This is a genomic window from Paenibacillus soyae (assembly GCF_024623455.1).
Lineage (GTDB): Bacteria > Bacillota > Bacilli > Paenibacillales > Paenibacillaceae > Pristimantibacillus > Pristimantibacillus soyae.
The window spans coordinates 150,187-166,718 of record NZ_JANIPJ010000010.1; the positions used below are offsets into that span (position 1 = coordinate 150,187).

Here is a 16,532-nt window from a genome sequence, read left to right on the forward strand (position 1 = left end):
AACGTTATGAAGCTGAATAAAATAAGCCCGTTCCACGTCGTCAGCACGGTCATCCTGCTATTCGTGGTCATCGTGACCTTGTACCCGTTCCTTCATATGCTCGCGGTGTCGCTCAGCGGCGACGCGTACGTCATGAAGAACGAAGTGACGATCTGGCCCAAAGGCTTGAACTTCAATATGTACGAAATCGTGCTCGGGGATCCGAAAATGTGGAACGCGATCAAAAATACGATCGTCTATACGGCGCTCGGCACCTCGATCGCCCTGGTCGTCACCTCGATGGGCGCCTACGCGCTGTCCCGGACGTACATGGCCTTCCGCAAAGGGTTCATGATGATGATCGTGTTCACGATGTTTTTCGGCGGCGGCATGATCCCGACGTTCCTCGTCGTCCGCTCCCTCGGCTTCGTCGACACGATCTGGGGCATGGTCATCCCGGGCGCGGTCAGCACCTGGAATCTCATTCTGATGCGGACCTTCTTCGCCGGCATCCCCAAGGAGCTGGAGGAGTCCGGGCGCATCGACGGTCTGAACGACATCGGCGTCTTCATGCGCATCATCGTGCCGCTGTCCAAAGCTTCCTTCGCTACAATCGCCCTCTTCTACGCGGTGGGCTTGTGGAATAATTTCATCTTCCCGCTCTTGTACCTGCGCACGCCGGATCTGTTCCCTCTGCAGGTGCTCCTGCGGAATCTCGTTCTGGCCGGCAGCGCTGCGTCGGGAGACGTGACCCAAATTGGAGGTGATAATCAAATCGTCGAAGAATCGTTAAAGTACGCGACCATCATGGTCTCGTCGCTGCCGATTCTGATGGTGTATCCTTTCATTCAGAAGTATTTCGTTAAGGGGGCTATGATCGGGGCGGTCAAAGGCTGACGGTTTCCCGATCCGATGAAGCAAGCGCAATCGTACGTATATCTAATAAGGGAGTTGTTCACATGAAAAAATCGCTCGCTCTCGTTCTGTCGACAGTCATGGCCATTTCGCTGCTGGCGGCATGTTCAAGCAATGGCAATAACGGCAACAACGGCAATGCCGGCGCCTCTCCTACGGCTACGGCGGACGGCGGCCAAGACGGCGCGCCGGAGAGCAAGACGCTCACCGCGCTGCTGGATAACAATCCAACGTTCCCATATAACGCGGACTGGCCGATCTGGACTTGGCTGAAGGAGAAGACGGGCGTGACGCTCGAGGTGCAGACGCCTTCCGGCAAGCTCGGCGAATCGCTCAATCTGGTCGTGGCGTCCAAGACGATGCCCGACCTGATGTACATGCCGAACCGCAGGGAGTCGAACAAATTCGGCCAGGACGGCGCTCTCGTGGACATTATGGAGCATATCGACAGCATGCCGAACCTGAAGAAGTGGATGGAGCAGTATCCGGAGGAAGCAAAAGCCGCCCTGTCCCATGACGGGAAGATGTACATGTTCCCGAACCAGGGCTTCGGCGAGACGAACCGTATGATCTGGCTGTACCGCGAAGACGTGTTCGCGAAGGAAGGGCTCGCGCAGCCGAAAACGTACGACGAGCTGTATGAAGCTCTGAAGACGCTCAAGGCGAAATATCCGGACAGCTATCCGCTGTCGATCCGTTACGGCCAGATTCCGGACGAGATGAACACGAACATGACAGTGAACTTCGGGACGGGCGAAGGCGCATACTTCGATTTCGACGCGAAGGAATACCGGTACGGGCCGATCGAAGACAATTACAAGGCGATGGTCGCCATGTGGAAGAAGTTTTACGACGAAGGGCTCATTCCGCCGGACTTCCTCTCCCTGCAGACGAAGCAGTGGCAGGACATGGTGTCTACGGGCCAAGCGTTCGTGACGGTCGATTACATCAGCCGCGTCGACTTCTTCAATAACGCGATGCGGAAGGAAAATCCGGAGTACAACATGCAGTTCATGGCGCCTCCGGCGGGAGTGCCTGGCGGCAAGCAGCAAAATCCGTATTTCCACTACATGGAGGGCGGGCTGACGGTCGCGTCGACGTCGAAGAACATCGAGGACGTCATGGGGTACATGGACTTCTTCTACTCCGAAGAGGGACGCACGATGACGAGCTGGGGCGTCGAGGGCGAGACTTATGTCAAGGAAGGCGATACCAACAAGTTTAAACCGGAGTTCACGGACGTGACCGAAATGCGCAAGCAGACCGGCCTTCAGACGAGCGGCACGTACACATGGATCGACTATGACGCCCATCTGTCGCTGTTCTCGGAGGATCTGCGGAACGCGTACACCGAAGCGGCCAAATACGATCCGCCGGCGATGCAGCCGCGCCCGGCCTTCACGGAGAGCGAGAACGAGGTCATCTCGCTGACGGGCCAGGCGATCAAGAAGCATCGCGACGAAAGCTTCGCGAAGTTCATTACCGGCTCGAGAAGCCTGGACGAGTGGGATCAGTACGTCGAAGAAATCAAAAACCTTGGCGTCGACAAGCTGCTGGAAACGTACAAAACGGCTTACGACCGCATGCAGGGCGTCGAATTGAAATAGGCTTCTTACCAAACGCAGTAATCGCGCCTTCCTCTCGAGAGAGGGAGGCGCTCCTCTTAAGAGGCGATCCGCCGCATGACCGGTTTCTATCATTAAGCCAGTCGAAAGGATGATTTCCGATGCGTTCATGGAAAGTATCGCGCATGCCGCGATTTGCTCTGGTTCTCGTTTTGTCGTTGGCGCTTGCTCTGGGAGGCCCGCTCGCCGTTCCTGCGGCAACCGCGGCGCCGGCGCCGTTCGTCTCGATTCTAAGCCCGCAGAACGGCGATGCCGCAAGCGGGGGCATCGTGGAGGTAAGCGGCGCTTACGCCGGCGTGTACGACGTCAGGCTGTATATTAACGGCGTCCGCCAGACTGCCGTTGCGATGGACGACCCGGACGGCGATGATGCCGGCACATGGTCGTACCCGCTCGATGTTTCGCGGTACGACGGCGGGATCGAGCTGACCGCGCGCGGGCTCGACGTCGCGACCCGGTACGGCGTATGGAGCGGCAAGGTGACGCTGCAGGTGAACAACGCGGCGGCCGCCGCGCCGGAAGTCGTCATCGTTAGTCCGGAGGAAGGCGTACCGCTCACGGGCAAAGTCCGGGTAAAGGTAAGCGTGTCGTCGGCATCGCCGGTAACCGGCGTCCAGGTTCGCGTGAACCGGGGACCATGGATGGACGCGAAGTTCGACGGCACGAACTATGAGTACAAGTGGAAGACGAAAGGTCTGGGCGACAGGACGGTCAGCCTGGAGGCAAGGGCGAGCAACGGGCCGGGCCGATTCGGTTACAGCCCTACCGTCTACGCCCAAGTGGGGGCGGGAACGAAAGAGCCGTTCGTCATGCCGCATCAGGACCGGGCGATGTGGATTTGGGAGCCCGAGAGCTACAGGCTGCTGCTGAATCCGGGCTCGCGCGCCGTGCTGGAGGATTTTATAACCGATACCGAAACATTCGGCTCGGACGCCGTGACGACGCTTTATCTGGCGGTGGGCAGCTTCGCGGGTTACCGCGCGCTCGAGGAGCAAGAGGAGGAGCTGAAGTCGTTTATACGCTGGGCGCATGAACGCGGTCTGCAAGTGCACGCGCTGATCGCGGGCGGCACGTCGCCGGCCTATATGGGCGCTTACGAGCGATACCATCATCACGCGGTGCGGGAGATGGAGCAGATCGTAAATTACAACCTCGCGGCGGAGGCGGACGAGAAGTTCGACGGCATTAACGTGGATATCGAGCCGTACATTTCGCCGGATTTTAAGGATGCGAGTAAGTTTCTTCAAGGCGAGTACCTGGACGGTCTGGCCAAAATGATCGAGAGAAGGGATGCCGCGGGCATTAACCTGCCGTTCGGTCCCGCCATTCCGAAGTGGTACAATTCGTCCGCCCAAGGCGAGAGCATTACGTGGAACGGGGAGACCAAATGGCTGTCGGAGCATATTCAGGATATTTCCGACTATATCTCCATTATGGATTACCGCGATTCGGCCGACGGCTCGGCCGGCATCATTGCCGGCGCCGCCGGAGAGATCGCATACGCGGCGCTGATTGGCAAGCCGGATTCCGTCGTCATCGGCGTGGAGACGCTGGATATCGCGAACAGCGGCGATCCGGAGACGATCAGCTTCTGGGAAGAAGGCCGCACGCATATGGAGGCGGAGCTCGATAAGGTGTATGCCGCTTTTGGAGAAGACTCCACATTCGGCGGCATTGCCGTCCACCATTACGATTCGTACCGGCTGCTGCCGTCCTACTGGGGAGAAGGCGGCACCGCCTGGTCGCCCCCGGCGGACGGGGAGGCGCCGACCGCCGTCTCGAGCGGACCGGCGGCATTGGCCGCAGACTATCAGACGGTGAATCTGAGCTACGGCATGGCAGGGGATAACGGGGAAATCGACCGGTATATCGTGTACCGGAGCACGGTGCCGGACTTCGCGCCGACCGCCGATACGATCGCCGGTCTCTCGAGATCGCTGACTTACCAGGATAAGGGGCTGCTGCCGACCACGACGTACTATTACAAGGTTGCCGCGAGGGATCTCGCGGGCCATATCGGCCCCGTCTCCTCGGAGGTCGCCGTAACGACGGGCGATACGGAGCTGAAGCCGCTGATTGTGAAGGAGATGAACATCGCGTATACGGGCAGCTCGGCCTCCGCCTCCATGACGGTCTCGGATTACGAGACGGGAGAGGTTTTGGCCGGTGCCGCCGTGGAGGGCCGGTTCACGTATTCGGGCGGACGCTACGTCACGGGAGTGACAGGAGCCGCGGGTACGGTCCTGTTCACCTCGGAGGCTATCGCATCCGGCAGGCAGGTCGGATTCGAGCCGCGGCGGATCGCGTTGTCCGGCTATTATTTCGCCAGCGCGCATGACGAGCCGCATGCGACGGCGCTTACGCCCCGCGAGGGACTAAGCGGGCTGGCCACGGATACCGGAACGTGGAGCGCGGCTTTTGCGAAGGAGCGAACCTCATACACGGTGACGGTGCCCGCGTCTGTTGGCGAGCTGCAGGTTACCCCGACGGCCGCCGAAGCGTCCAGCGTCGTGAAGGTGAACGGCGTGATCTCGCCGGGCGGATCGGCGCCGGTGACGGTTGCCATCGGCTCCGGGCCGCAGGTCGTATCCGTCCTTGTCTACAATGCGGACGGCACGACGGATGTCTACCTGCTGCGCATCGAGAGAAGCGGAGGCGAGGAGCTGACGGTGCCGGTATCGCGGGACGCCTACGTCTACGAGCATGAGCCGACCGGTAACTTCGGCGAGGCCCAGCTGCTCGAAGTGGCCGACATTCCGAACGCTTCCGGCGGGGGAGACCGGATCGCCTTCATGGGGGCCAATGTTTCGGCGATTGCCGATCCCGTCGTCTTGGCGAGGCTGTTCGTCTACGTGCCGGAGGCGCCTTCGAAGGCGGTTACGCTATCGCTCAGAGGGTACTCGGGTGCGCAGTGGGAGGAAGGCGCGGTGAATTGGTCGAACCGGCCAGTGGCCGGAGGAACGGCGCTCGGTACGATTCGGGTGACGGAAGCGGGCTGGTATGCGGCGGACGTGACGGCATTCGTCGCGGGGATCGCCGCCTCCGGAGGGCAGGCGACGTTCCAATGGACTGAGCCGAATACGGCAGGCGTCGTCATCAAGTTAAGCAGCAGCGAAAGCGATGAGGGGCAGCCTTATCTCCAAGTGAACACATAGAGAGGATGTGCAGCATGACAGAACAGGTACAGCCGGTATGGATAGGAGAAGCGGGAAGGATGCGCGTACAGGTGTATGCCGACCGCATGGCGATGGGCGCGGAGGCTGCTGCCCAGGCGGCGACCGGCATTCGGGAGGCAATCGCGGAGAAGGGAGAGGCGCGGATCGTATTCGCGGCCGCTCCTTCCCAGAATGAGCTATACGAGGGGCTGATCCGCGCCGAAGGCATCGATTGGTCCCGCGTTACGGCTTTCCATATGGATGAATACATCGGGCTGGATGCGAATGCGCCCCAGCGGTTCGGGACGTATTTAAGCGAGCGGCTGTTCAGCCGTGTTCGTCCCGGCCGGGTAGAGCTGATCGACGGCTCGGGAGGCATAGAGCGGGAATGCGAGCGATATTCGGCCATGCTGGCAGAAGCGCCGATCGACATCGTCTGTCTCGGTATCGGAGAGAACGGCCATATCGCGTTCAACGACCCGCCGGTCGCGGACTTCCGCGATCCGCTGCTCGTCAAGGCGGTGGAGCTCGATTTGCCTTGCCGCCAGCAACAAGTGAACGACGGCTGCTTCACTGCGCTGGATGCCGTGCCCACGCACGCCATAACGCTGACGATTCCTGCGCTGATGTCGGGGGCACGGCTGTATTGCAGCGTGCCCGGCGCCACGAAGCGCGAGGCGGTAAGGCGGACGATGCGCGGCCCGATTACGACGGCTTGCCCGGCCTCGATATTGCGGGAGCATCCGAACGTGACTTTGTTCACGGATCTGGATGCGTACGGTCCCGCGGAAGGAACGGCGTAAGGGGATGAGCATGAACGCGCAATCGGGCAATGTGCTGCGAGGCCGGCATTACCGGACGGGCGGCCTTGTGGAAGTGGAGATGGAGGGTGGCGTTATTCGGTCGGTTAGGGTCGTCCCCGCCGGTCTATGCGAGGAAAACCAGCCATGGATCGCTCCCGGACTCGTCGACCTGCAGGTGAACGGCTGCTACGGGCTGGATATGAACGCGCTGCCGCTGCGGCCGGGGACGGTATCGGAGATGACGCGCGCGTTGCTGCAGGATGGCGTTACTACGTACTGCCCGACGATCATTACGAATAGCTCGGAGGGCATAGAGCAGGCGGCCCGTGCTATCGCGGAGGCTGTGCGCGGCGATTCGGCCGCGGAGGCGTCCATTGCGGGCATCCATCTCGAAGGCCCGTTCCTCTCGCCGGAGGACGGACCGCGCGGCGCGCATCCACTCAAGCATATCGGGCCGCCGGACTGGGATGCATTCCGCCGCTGGCAGGAAGCCGCGGAGGGACTGATCCGGATCGTGACGGTTTCGCCCGAATGGCCGGGCTCCGCGGATTTTATCGCGCGGTGCGCGGAGAGCGGGGTGCTCGTCTCGATCGGACATACGTCGGCGTCGCCGGAGCAGATCCGGGAGGCGGTGGCGGCCGGCGCCGTAATGTCGACTCATCTCGGCAACGGCGCACATCTGACGCTGCCCCGCCATCCGAATTATATATGGGAGCAGCTGGCGGCGGATGAGCTGTACGGCTGCATGATCGCGGACGGCTTCCATCTGCCGCCCGCCGTGCTGAAGGTTATTCTGCGCATGAAAGGGAAGAAGGCGATTCTCGTCAGCGACGCGGTGTCGTTCTGCGGCATGCCGGCAGGCGCGTATCGCCATCATATCGGCGGCGACGTCGTGCTGACGCCGGAGGGCAAGCTGCATCTGGCGGACAATTCGAGGCTGCTGGCCGGCTCCGCGATGCCGCTGCCGAAGCAAGTCGCCTATCTCGCGAATCAGGGACTCGCGGATCTGGGCGGCGCGTGGGATTGCGCTTCGGCGCATCCGGCCGGGCTGCTCGGCTTGCCTCAGACCGGCGGACTGACGGCGGGAGCGCCCGCGGATCTTGTTTTGTTCGCGTGGTCTTACGATTCTTTAACCCTACTACAAACCTACAAAGCCGGCGTGCCCGCCGATTTAGGCGATCAGCCGCCGGCACGGCTTAGAAGGCCCAATGGAGGAGAACCGGCATGATATCCTTAATACCGCAAACGAAACAATGGATCATGAAGGAGGGGGCGGGCTTCGCGTCCGCCGGTCCCCTAGCCGCCGAGCTTCGGCTGGAGCGGGAAGACCCGCGCTTGGAGCGGCAATGCCACCGCCTGTTCCCCGGCGTGGCCGTTCAGGTAGAGACGGCATCCGCCGGGAGCGGGTATTCCGCTCGGATCGGCAGGACGGATGGGCAGGATGCCGGATCGCGCAAGCCTGCGGATGAGCAGGATTGGCCCATGGCGGCTGGAAAGAGAGAAGGCTATCGTCTGCGGATCGACGAGAACGGGGCGGCAATTTGGGCGCCTGACGCGGCAGGTTTGTTTTACGGCTTGCAGACGTTCCGCCAGCTGATGGAGCAAAGTGATACGATGCCTGCGGGGACGATCGCGGACTGGCCGGATACGGCGCTTCGCTGCATGAATTACGATTTGCGGCAGACGTATTCGAAGCCGGAGCGGCTCGTCGCGTATTTGGCGGACTTCGCCCGTTACAAGGTCAATGGGCTGCTGATCGAATACGAAGACAAATTTCCGTTCGAGACGTATCCAGAGCTGGTGCATCCGAACCATGCGCTGAGCCGGGAGCAGTTCGAGGAGCTAAAGCGGGAGGCGCATGAGCATTTCATCGAGATCATTCCGCTGCAGCAAAGCTTCGGCCATCTTGAATACGTGCTTCGCCACGACAAGTATAAGCATCTGCGGGAGACGGAGAAATCGCTCGGCGAGCTGTGTCCGTCTCGGGAGGAGTCGTACGGGCTGGTGACGGGGCTGCTGGCCGAGATGATGGATCGCCATCCGGAATCGCGCTATATTCACCTCGGCTGCGATGAAGTGTACAGCCTATGCGAATGCGAGATGTGTCGGGAGCAGTACGACGGCGTGCGCGAGCGGGCGTTCATCGCATTCCTGAACCGGCTGATCGCCTTCACGGCGGACCGAGGCAAGACGCCGATCTTCTGGCATGACATGCTGGACAAATGCCCGGAGGAGGAATTGAGCCGGCTGGACAAGCGCGGTATTGCCATGATCTGGATCTACAACGGCCGTAACATCGACTCGGAGGTGTCCGCGCTGACGCTAAAGTTCCGCAAGCTCGGCATCGAGGTAATGGGCGCACCGGCCGTTCGCAGCTTCGATTGGGCGGAGCATCAGAACTATCCGGTCATCGTTAACCGTGTCGATAATCTGCTCCAGTGGACGGAGACGTCGGAGAGGCTCGGCATCGACTGCATGGTCGCCACCAACTGGACCGGACCGTTCAGCCTCGGCATGCCTTACGGCGTGTTCGAGACGACGTGGTACCCGATGCTGCTGCACGCCGATCTGTGCTGGAATAGAGGGAGCGATCCCGCTACGTTCATCGATCGTTTCCTGTATCAATTCCACGGCATTGAACCGGAAGTCGGCCATGCGAAGCTCGGCAACTATCGGATCGAGGATTACTACGACATCATCTGGAAGCTGCGGGACGAGGTCCGGCTGAACCGGGATTATGCCGAGCTGATCGCGATCATGCACGATTACGAGAAGGCGACGGACCGTTCGCGCGCCATCCACAAGTATTTATACCGCTGGGAGCTGTTCCCCGGCGACGCCGCGGAGCGGCGCTCGCTGCTGAACAACTACCAGCGCAACCATCGCGGCCGGGAGGACGTCCGCCCGAGAATGCGGGCCGCGCTGGAGCGGTACCAGCCGTCGGACATGGCCGCACACTTCGTCTCGTCGCGCTTCTATTTGCACGACTACTTGGAGAAGACGATTTACCGGGAGCTCGGAATGAATTTGGAGGAGTGACGGAAAGCTCAAGCTCAGGAGGAGGAGTGCCAATCGGAAGAGGATTGGGCTCCTTTTTTTCGTATAGCCGAAAAAAATAAAAAACTTTTTTTAAACCTTGTCGATCTGGCCGTCCCCTGTTCGTTGTTTTAATAGAGGCTGAAGAAAACAGCCAAAACCAAGAGACGAAAGGATGTTGTCAAAAATGGCAAAACACACAACGTATATCATGTCGGAGGACGCAAAAGCGCAAGCGGAGTTTTATGTTCAAACATTCGGGGGAGAGATTCTGTCCGTGATGACGCACGGCCAGCTGCCGGGAGCCCGGGAAGAGTTAAAGGACAAAGTCGTGAATCTCAGCTTGATCGCCGCCGGCGTACATTTCATGATGTCCGATTCTGTCTTCGAGCCGGTTGTTCGGGGCAATGCCATTAATTTAAGCCTCGAGTTCGAGACGGAAGCCGAAGCCCGCGAGGCGTTTCATAAGCTGGCGGCGGGAGGCAACGTCATATGCCAGCTCGAGCCGGCCTTCTGGGGCTCCTTGTATGGACAGCTGGAAGACAAATTCGGAGTCAGATGGATGATTACGACGGCGGCGCAATAAACATAGCGGATATTCCTCGTAACACGTTATATTCTATTAACTTTCGTTAATAGGATTTAACGTGTTTTTTTATTAGGATAGTTAATGATTAGTCTAGTAAGAGGAGTTGAACGTATTGTTCCGATCGTTTCAATACGCGGCCCTGCTGTCGCTTGTTTTATCTATAGTCGGGTTATGGCCACCAGCGCCGGTCGCATATGCGGGCGGGGCTTCGAGCGCGCCGATTGGCGTGAAGGAGTTTGGGGCGGGCTATGCCCATTCGCTGATTGTGTCGGGGGACGGCACCGTTTGGCAGGTGGGCGGAGTCGATGGCTCATGGAGACCCGTTCAAGTGTTCCAGAAGAACGGCCAGCCGCTGGCCGATGTGAAGGAGGTCGATGGCGGGTTTTATTATTCCTTGGCTTTGAAGAACGACGGCACCGTCTGGGGCTGGGGACAGAACGACTATGCCCAGCTCGGAGACGGAACGCAGACGGAGCAAGAAGCGCTTGCCGTGCAGACCATTGATTCTTCGAATGCCCCATTGACAGATATTGTGCAAATTTCCGCAGGAGGGGAAACCTCGCTCGCCGTCAAATCCGACGGCACGGTATGGGGCTGGGGATCAAGCGTATTCGATAACCTAGGCGATATTGGCTTGAATACGCGTTCGTATAAGGCCATTCAAATGATGCAATCGCCGGGTAATCCCCTAACAGGGGTGAAGCAAGCCGGCGGCAACTCGTATCATTCCGTCGTTCTGAAGGAAGACGGGACGGTCTGGGCTTGGGGGTATGGCGGATACGGTGCGCTAGGGAACGGATCGGATGCGTCCTCTCTCTATCCGGTGCAGGTGAAGAGACAGGATGGTACATTCTTAACCGACATCGTGCAGATCGCTTCGCACGAAGTTGTCGTATTGGCTTTGAGGAGCGACGGCACCGTATGGAGCTGGGGAAACAACCTCGATGGAAATCTAGGGACCGGCGGAGACGACGTGAACATGGCCGTGCAGGTGCAGGATTCCTCCAACGCCCCCTTAACGGACGTTACGCAAATTTCCGCCGGCGGAAGGATGAGCGTCGCGCTGAAGTCGGACGGAACGGTATGGTGGTGGGGGCTTCAAGGCGCGGGTTATCCCAAAGCGACCAGACTGCCGAACGTATCCGGCGCCGTAGATATCTCCGCAGCGGATTCCTCCGGCTTCGCCAAGACAAGCGCCGGCGCTCTATGGGGCTGGGGCTGGAACTTTACGAACGAATTAGGCGCGAACAGCGACGTATGCTGCGGGATTAAAACGCCGGTACAGGTCTATCCCGCCCTCGACGCGGTAACCGCCGGTACGGCCTCCATCCCGGCGGACGGAACGAGCACCTCCGTCATTACGGTGAGCTTAATGGACGGCGGGAAAAACCCGCTGCCAGCCGGAGAAGGGCCTGTCGTGCTGCAAACTACGCTGGGCACTATTGGGGTCGCTACAGACAATGGGAACGGCACTTATACCGCTGTCCTGACATCGGGGACCGCGGCGGGAACCGCGGTCGTAACGGGCACGCTGAACGGATCGCCATTGACGGGATCGACACAGGTCGCGTTTACGCCGCTGCCGGCCTCGGCTGCGACTACGACGATAGAAGCCAGCCCGGCTTCCATCGCGGCGGACGGAACAAGCCAATCGACCCTAACCGTCCGCTTGAAGGACATGTACGGCAACGCGATTAGCAAAGGGACGGATAGCGTAACGCTTGCCACGACATTGGGCACCCTTAGCGCCGTAACGAATCATAATAACGGCACCTATACCGCGCGGCTGACCGCCCCGACATCGCTCGGGACGGCGACGGTAAGCGGGACGTTGAACGGCTCGGCATTGCAGCAAAAGGCGACGGTCGCATTCGTGCCGGGTGCGGCATCTCCGTCCGCGTCGAGCTTCATTGTGAGCAAATCCGTTCTGACGGCCAATGGACAAGATTCAGCTACCATAACCGTCCGTTTGAGAGATGCCTATGGACATTTCCTTACGACCGGGGGTTCGGCGGTCACGATTAACGCAACTAGCGGGACGGTAGGCGCGGTAACGGATCATAATAACGGCACGTATACGGCAGCCTTAACCGCGCCGACTACAGCGGGCAGCGCCAGCATTAACGTAAGGGTTGGCGGCAGCATGCTTACGCAGACGGGACATGTTTCTTATGCGCCAGGCCCTGCTTCGTTAACGGAATCCTCTATCGAGGTTAATCCGCTTTCGCTTACGGCGAATGGGACCAGCGAGGCGACCGTGACCGTCAGACTGAAGGACGCTTACGGGAATGCGCTGCTTGCCAGCGGAGGCACGGTTTCGCTAAACGCAACGAGCGGAACGCTGGGGGCGGTAACGAACCATAACAATGGCACCTATTCCGCCAAGCTGACGGCGCCTACCGTATCGGGAACGGCAACCGTCAGCGGCAAGCTGGGCAGCTCGGATTTGGCGCAGACGGCTACGGTAGCTTTTACGCCGGGCCCCGCATCGGCTTCTACCTCGACGGTGAACGTGGATAAATCTTCGATGACGGCGGACGGCTCGAGTACGGCGGTTGTAACGGTCCGTCTGAAGGATGCGCATGGCAACTTCCTGACGGCCAGCGGCGGTGCCATTACGATGCAGACGACCGCAGGGACGTTAGTCAGCGTAACGAATCATAATGACGGACGATATACGGCAACATTAACGGCTCCAACTGCTACTGGGAGTGCAGTTATAAGCGCGAAGCTAGGAGCGGCGACATTGGCGCAGACGGCCTCGGTTGCTTTTACGCCCGGCCCGGTATCCTATACGACATCAACAATTGAGGTCAGCCCTTCGTCCATCACCGCGAATGGCACAAGCTCCTCCGTCGTGACCGTTCGGCTGAAGGATGCGCATGGCAACCCGCTTGCCGCGAGCGGCGGCACTTTGACGGTGCAAGCAACGGCCGGGACGGTTGGACCGGTTACGGATTATGGTGACGGCACGTACATGATTTCGGTGACGGCCCCAACGGCGGCAGGAGCCGCAACGGTGAGCGGCAAGCTGAACGGCTCCAGCTTATCTCGGACGGCTACGGTGACGTTTGTACCTGGAGCGGCTCATGCCGCATCCTCTGCGTTAAGCGTGAGCAAGGCGAGTCTAACCGCTGACGGGACAAGCACATCGATCGTTACGGTTCGATTGAAGGATCAGTATGGCAATCATCTGACGGCGAGCGGCGGCTCTGTATCGTTAAGCACGACGCTCGGAGCGTTAGGTCCCGTCACCAACCACCAGGACGGCACGTACACCGCAACCTTGACGGCGCCGACCGTAACGGGAACGGCTATTGTAAGCGGCAAGCTGGGAAGCGCGGATCTGCCGCAGACCGCTTCCGTGACGTTCGCGCCGGGGGCGGCGTCGGCGAGTACATCGACTCTACAGATGGATCGCGCGGACATGACCGCGGACGGCTCCGCAACCGCGACTATAACGGTACGATTAAAGGATGCATTCGGTAATGCCCTGACGGAAACCGGCGGTACGGTCGCCATCCTCTCGACTTCGGGGACTGTCAGCGCGGTAACGGACCATCGGGACGGCACGTATACGGCGACGCTGACGGCGCCGACCGTAACGGGAACTGCCGTCATTAGCGCCAAGCTGAACGGAATGGATATCGTGCAGACGGCGACGGTGACCTTCACGCCGGGAGCGGCGTCGGTGGAAACCTCGACGATAAGCGCAAGCTCCGCAAGCCTAACGGCAGATGGAGCTGACAAAACGAGGATTACCATCCGTCTGAAGGACCAGCACGGCAATAATCTGACATCCAGCGGCGGAGAAGTAACGTTGAGCGCAACGGCCGGAACGTTAAGCGAAGTGACGGACCATCAGGATGGCACGTATACGGCCGAATTGACAGCGCCAACCACGGCGGGCCAAGCCGTCATCAGCGGGGAGCTTGACGGGGAAGAGCTGGCGCAAACGGCGGAAGTCGCCTTCGTGCCAGGCGAGGCTTCCATTACCGCCTCGACAGTTGCCGTTGATCGGGAGACGATTACGGCGGATGGAGCAAGCACCTTAACGATAACGGTCCAATTGAAGGACGCGTTCGGCAACAGGCTGGTAACGAGCGGCGGCACGGTTTCGCTCGAAGCGGTCTCGGGAACAATCGGCGCGGTGACGGATCATCAGGACGGGACGTACTCCGCCGTGCTGACGTCTCCTACAACGACGGGAAGCGCGGGAATAGCGGCGAAGCTGGACGGCAAGGCTTTGACTCAGGAACTGACCGTCCATTATGTACCGGGAGACGCGTCCCTAGCCGTATCGACGATTCAGACGGATGCCGCAGAGGTGATCGCCGATGGAAGCAGCAAGGCTGTTGTTACGGTTCAATTGAAGGATGCCTATGGCAATAATCTGACGACAGGCGGTAGAGAGGTAACGCTTAGCGCAACGACGGGAGCCTTAAGCGAGGTAACGGATCATGGCGACGGCACCTACACGGCGGAGCTAACCGCGCCGACCCTGACGGGAGCTGCCGTTGTAAGCGGCAAGCTGGATGGAGAAGACTTCACCCAGACGGTCTCGCTGGACTGGATCCCTGGAGAGGCCACGGTTTCCGAATCGACTCTCGAGCTGGCGGAGACCACGTTAACGGCGGACGGGACAAGCGAGACGGTTGTGACGGTCCGTCTGAAGGATGCGTTCGGCAATGCGCTGGTTTCCAGCGGAGGGGAGGTTACCCTTTATACCGAGGCTGGTACGCTTAGCGAAGTGACGGATCATGGCGACGGCACGTACACCGCAACGTTGACGGCCCCAACGCTGGCAGGAGAGGCTGAGGTAAGCGGCATGCTGAACGGAACGGAGCTGCTGGAGAGCGTAACCGTTGCTTATGTACCAGGCGAGGCTTCGCCGGCAACCTCGACTCTAATTGTAAATCCATTGACCGCGTTAGCGGATGGCAGAACCGAGATTACCGTAACGGTCCGTCTGAAGGATGCGTTCGGAAATGCTCTGACGGAGAGCGGCGGCACGGTCGAGCTCGCGGCAACGGCTGGAACGCTTGAACCGGTGGAGGATCATGGGGACGGCTTGTATACGGCGATTTGGAAAGCGCCGTCTACTCCGGGGAAAGCGGAGGTTACCGGCAAGCTGAACGGCGTCGATATGACGCAATCGGCGGAAGTGAGCTTTATGACGATCGGGATGCCGCAGCCGACCCAGTTCACCTTGCGGTTGTATGCGAAGGATGGCAGCGGAAGCGAATCGATCGTCGTGACCCGGCAAGACGTGGAGAAAGGGCGTATCCTCATCTCCACGAGCCTTGGCGAGCAAGGGTGGAATTTGATGCTGTCCAGCGCGCAGCTGGAGATGCTGAATGATTGGAATCCGGAGCTGCGCATCGACTGGGAAACGCCGGCAGGCATGCTTCAATTTGCTCTTGCGGACATCGTGCAGTCCTCGTCGTCCTCCGCTAAGGAAGCGCAGAGCATGGAGTTTGTAATGGAGAGGCTAGCCGCGAGCGAGGAGAGGGTACTTAGAGAGCAGGCGAGGAAGACGGATTCGAAGCTGGCAGCCGAGCCGTTCACCTATCGGTTAAACATCGTAGGCGAACAAAGCGGTGAATTCAAGTCATTCAGCCTGGCAGGCTCAAACGTCATTTTGTCCGATTCCGATATCGATCCAGGAAAAGCAACGGTGGCGGCCTACGATGAAAAAACAGGCCAATTCCGTTTCGTGCCGGCGTTGTTCACCACGGACTCGGAAGGCAGGACGGAGGTTACGCTTAAGGGTGATCGAACCGGAGGCTTGTTCATCCTGCTAGAGCGGGATGTGCAGTTTGCCGACCTGAACGATCATTGGTCGCAAGAGGACGCCGAGCTTCTAGCCAATAAGCTGATCGTGCAAGGGCGCGCTAATGGCCGTTTTGCGCCTGAGGAAGAAGTTACCCGCGCGGAGTTCGCGACATTGCTGGTCCGGGCGCTAGACGTTGGCGGAGCAGGCGGGGCCGGCGAATTTACGGATGTTCCGGAGAACGCATGGTATGCGGAAGCCGTACGATCGGCGTTCGAAGCGGGTATTATCCAAGGCTTTGCCGATGGCACGTTCCAGCCCGACGCGCCGGTAACCCGCCAGCAGATGGCTGTTATGCTTGTCCGGGCAATCACAGCGTCAGGGGCAGAAGGATGGAAGGCTGCGGCAGACCAGCGGCTCTCTGACTTCAACGACGGCGATGCTGTAGCGGAGTGGGCGGAGGAGGCCGTCAGTCTCCTTGTCGAAGCCGGAATTCTCCGCGGCGGAGACGACATGGAGCTGAACCCTGAACGGGTCAGCACGCGCGGCGAAATGGCTGCTTTGTTAAGCAGATTGCTTCGTCAATTGGAATACTTGAATTAGGTGCAAGAAGATCGCCAACTAACTGCCCAAGCAGAGCAGGCAGTATGGCGATCT

At 59.8% G+C, this 16,532-nt stretch carries 8 protein-coding genes; all 8 read left to right on the top strand.

Going from position 1 to position 16,532, the window contains the following annotated elements:
- Positions 1-6: 6 nt before the first annotated feature.
- The 8 genes from NQZ67_RS15240 to NQZ67_RS15275 all read left to right on the top strand — a co-directional run bounded on the left by NQZ67_RS15240 (position 7) and on the right by NQZ67_RS15275 (position 16,478).
- The gene (locus NQZ67_RS15240) at positions 7-876 is read left to right on the top strand and encodes a carbohydrate ABC transporter permease (protein ID WP_257447320.1); all 870 of its coding nucleotides are present in this window, start codon (positions 7-9) and stop codon (positions 874-876) included.
- A 62-nt stretch (positions 877-938) separates the two neighbouring features.
- Positions 939-2,501 (top strand): extracellular solute-binding protein, encoded by a 1,563-nt coding sequence (locus NQZ67_RS15245; RefSeq protein WP_257447322.1) that lies wholly within the window; start codon positions 939-941, stop codon positions 2,499-2,501.
- 119 nt (positions 2,502-2,620) lie between these two features.
- Positions 2,621-5,674, top strand: coding sequence for a CBM96 family carbohydrate-binding protein (locus NQZ67_RS15250; RefSeq protein WP_257447325.1), 3,054 nt, complete (start codon positions 2,621-2,623; stop codon positions 5,672-5,674).
- 14 nt (positions 5,675-5,688) lie between these two features.
- A complete protein-coding gene (locus tag NQZ67_RS15255; protein ID WP_257447328.1) occupies positions 5,689-6,477 on the top strand; it encodes a glucosamine-6-phosphate deaminase in 789 nt (262 codons plus the stop codon).
- Positions 6,478-6,487: 10 nt separating this feature from the next.
- Complete coding sequence (locus tag NQZ67_RS15260; protein ID WP_257447331.1) at positions 6,488-7,705, top strand: N-acetylglucosamine-6-phosphate deacetylase; 1,218 nt, start codon at positions 6,488-6,490, stop codon at positions 7,703-7,705.
- Positions 7,702-9,516 (top strand): glycoside hydrolase family 20 zincin-like fold domain-containing protein, encoded by a 1,815-nt coding sequence (locus tag NQZ67_RS15265; RefSeq protein ID WP_257447334.1) that lies wholly within the window; start codon positions 7,702-7,704, stop codon positions 9,514-9,516. Before NQZ67_RS15260 ends, NQZ67_RS15265 begins: the two co-directional genes overlap by 4 nt.
- A gap of 184 nt (positions 9,517-9,700) precedes the next feature.
- The gene (locus NQZ67_RS15270) at positions 9,701-10,099 is read left to right on the top strand and encodes a VOC family protein (RefSeq protein ID WP_257447337.1); all 399 of its coding nucleotides are present in this window, start codon (positions 9,701-9,703) and stop codon (positions 10,097-10,099) included.
- A 115-nt stretch (positions 10,100-10,214) separates the two neighbouring features.
- Positions 10,215-16,478 carry an invasin domain 3-containing protein gene (locus NQZ67_RS15275; RefSeq protein ID WP_257447339.1) on the top strand — a complete coding sequence of 2,088 codons (6,264 nt, stop codon included), beginning with the start codon at positions 10,215-10,217 and terminating at the stop codon, positions 16,476-16,478.
- Positions 16,479-16,532 lie beyond the last annotated feature (54 nt).

Bases quoted from the DNA above. Each gene is read 5' to 3' on its own strand.
- NQZ67_RS15240 (WP_257447320.1), top strand. From the start codon at position 7: ATGAAGCTGAATAAAATAAGCCCGTTCCACGTCGTCAGCACGGTCATC.
- NQZ67_RS15245 (WP_257447322.1), top strand. From the start codon at position 939: ATGAAAAAATCGCTCGCTCTCGTTCTGTCGACAGTCATGGCCATTTCG.
- NQZ67_RS15250 (WP_257447325.1), top strand. From the start codon at position 2,621: ATGCGTTCATGGAAAGTATCGCGCATGCCGCGATTTGCTCTGGTTCTC.
- NQZ67_RS15255 (WP_257447328.1), top strand. From the start codon at position 5,689: ATGACAGAACAGGTACAGCCGGTATGGATAGGAGAAGCGGGAAGGATG.
- NQZ67_RS15260 (WP_257447331.1), top strand. From the start codon at position 6,488: ATGAACGCGCAATCGGGCAATGTGCTGCGAGGCCGGCATTACCGGACG.
- NQZ67_RS15265 (WP_257447334.1), top strand. From the start codon at position 7,702: ATGATATCCTTAATACCGCAAACGAAACAATGGATCATGAAGGAGGGG.
- NQZ67_RS15270 (WP_257447337.1), top strand. From the start codon at position 9,701: ATGGCAAAACACACAACGTATATCATGTCGGAGGACGCAAAAGCGCAA.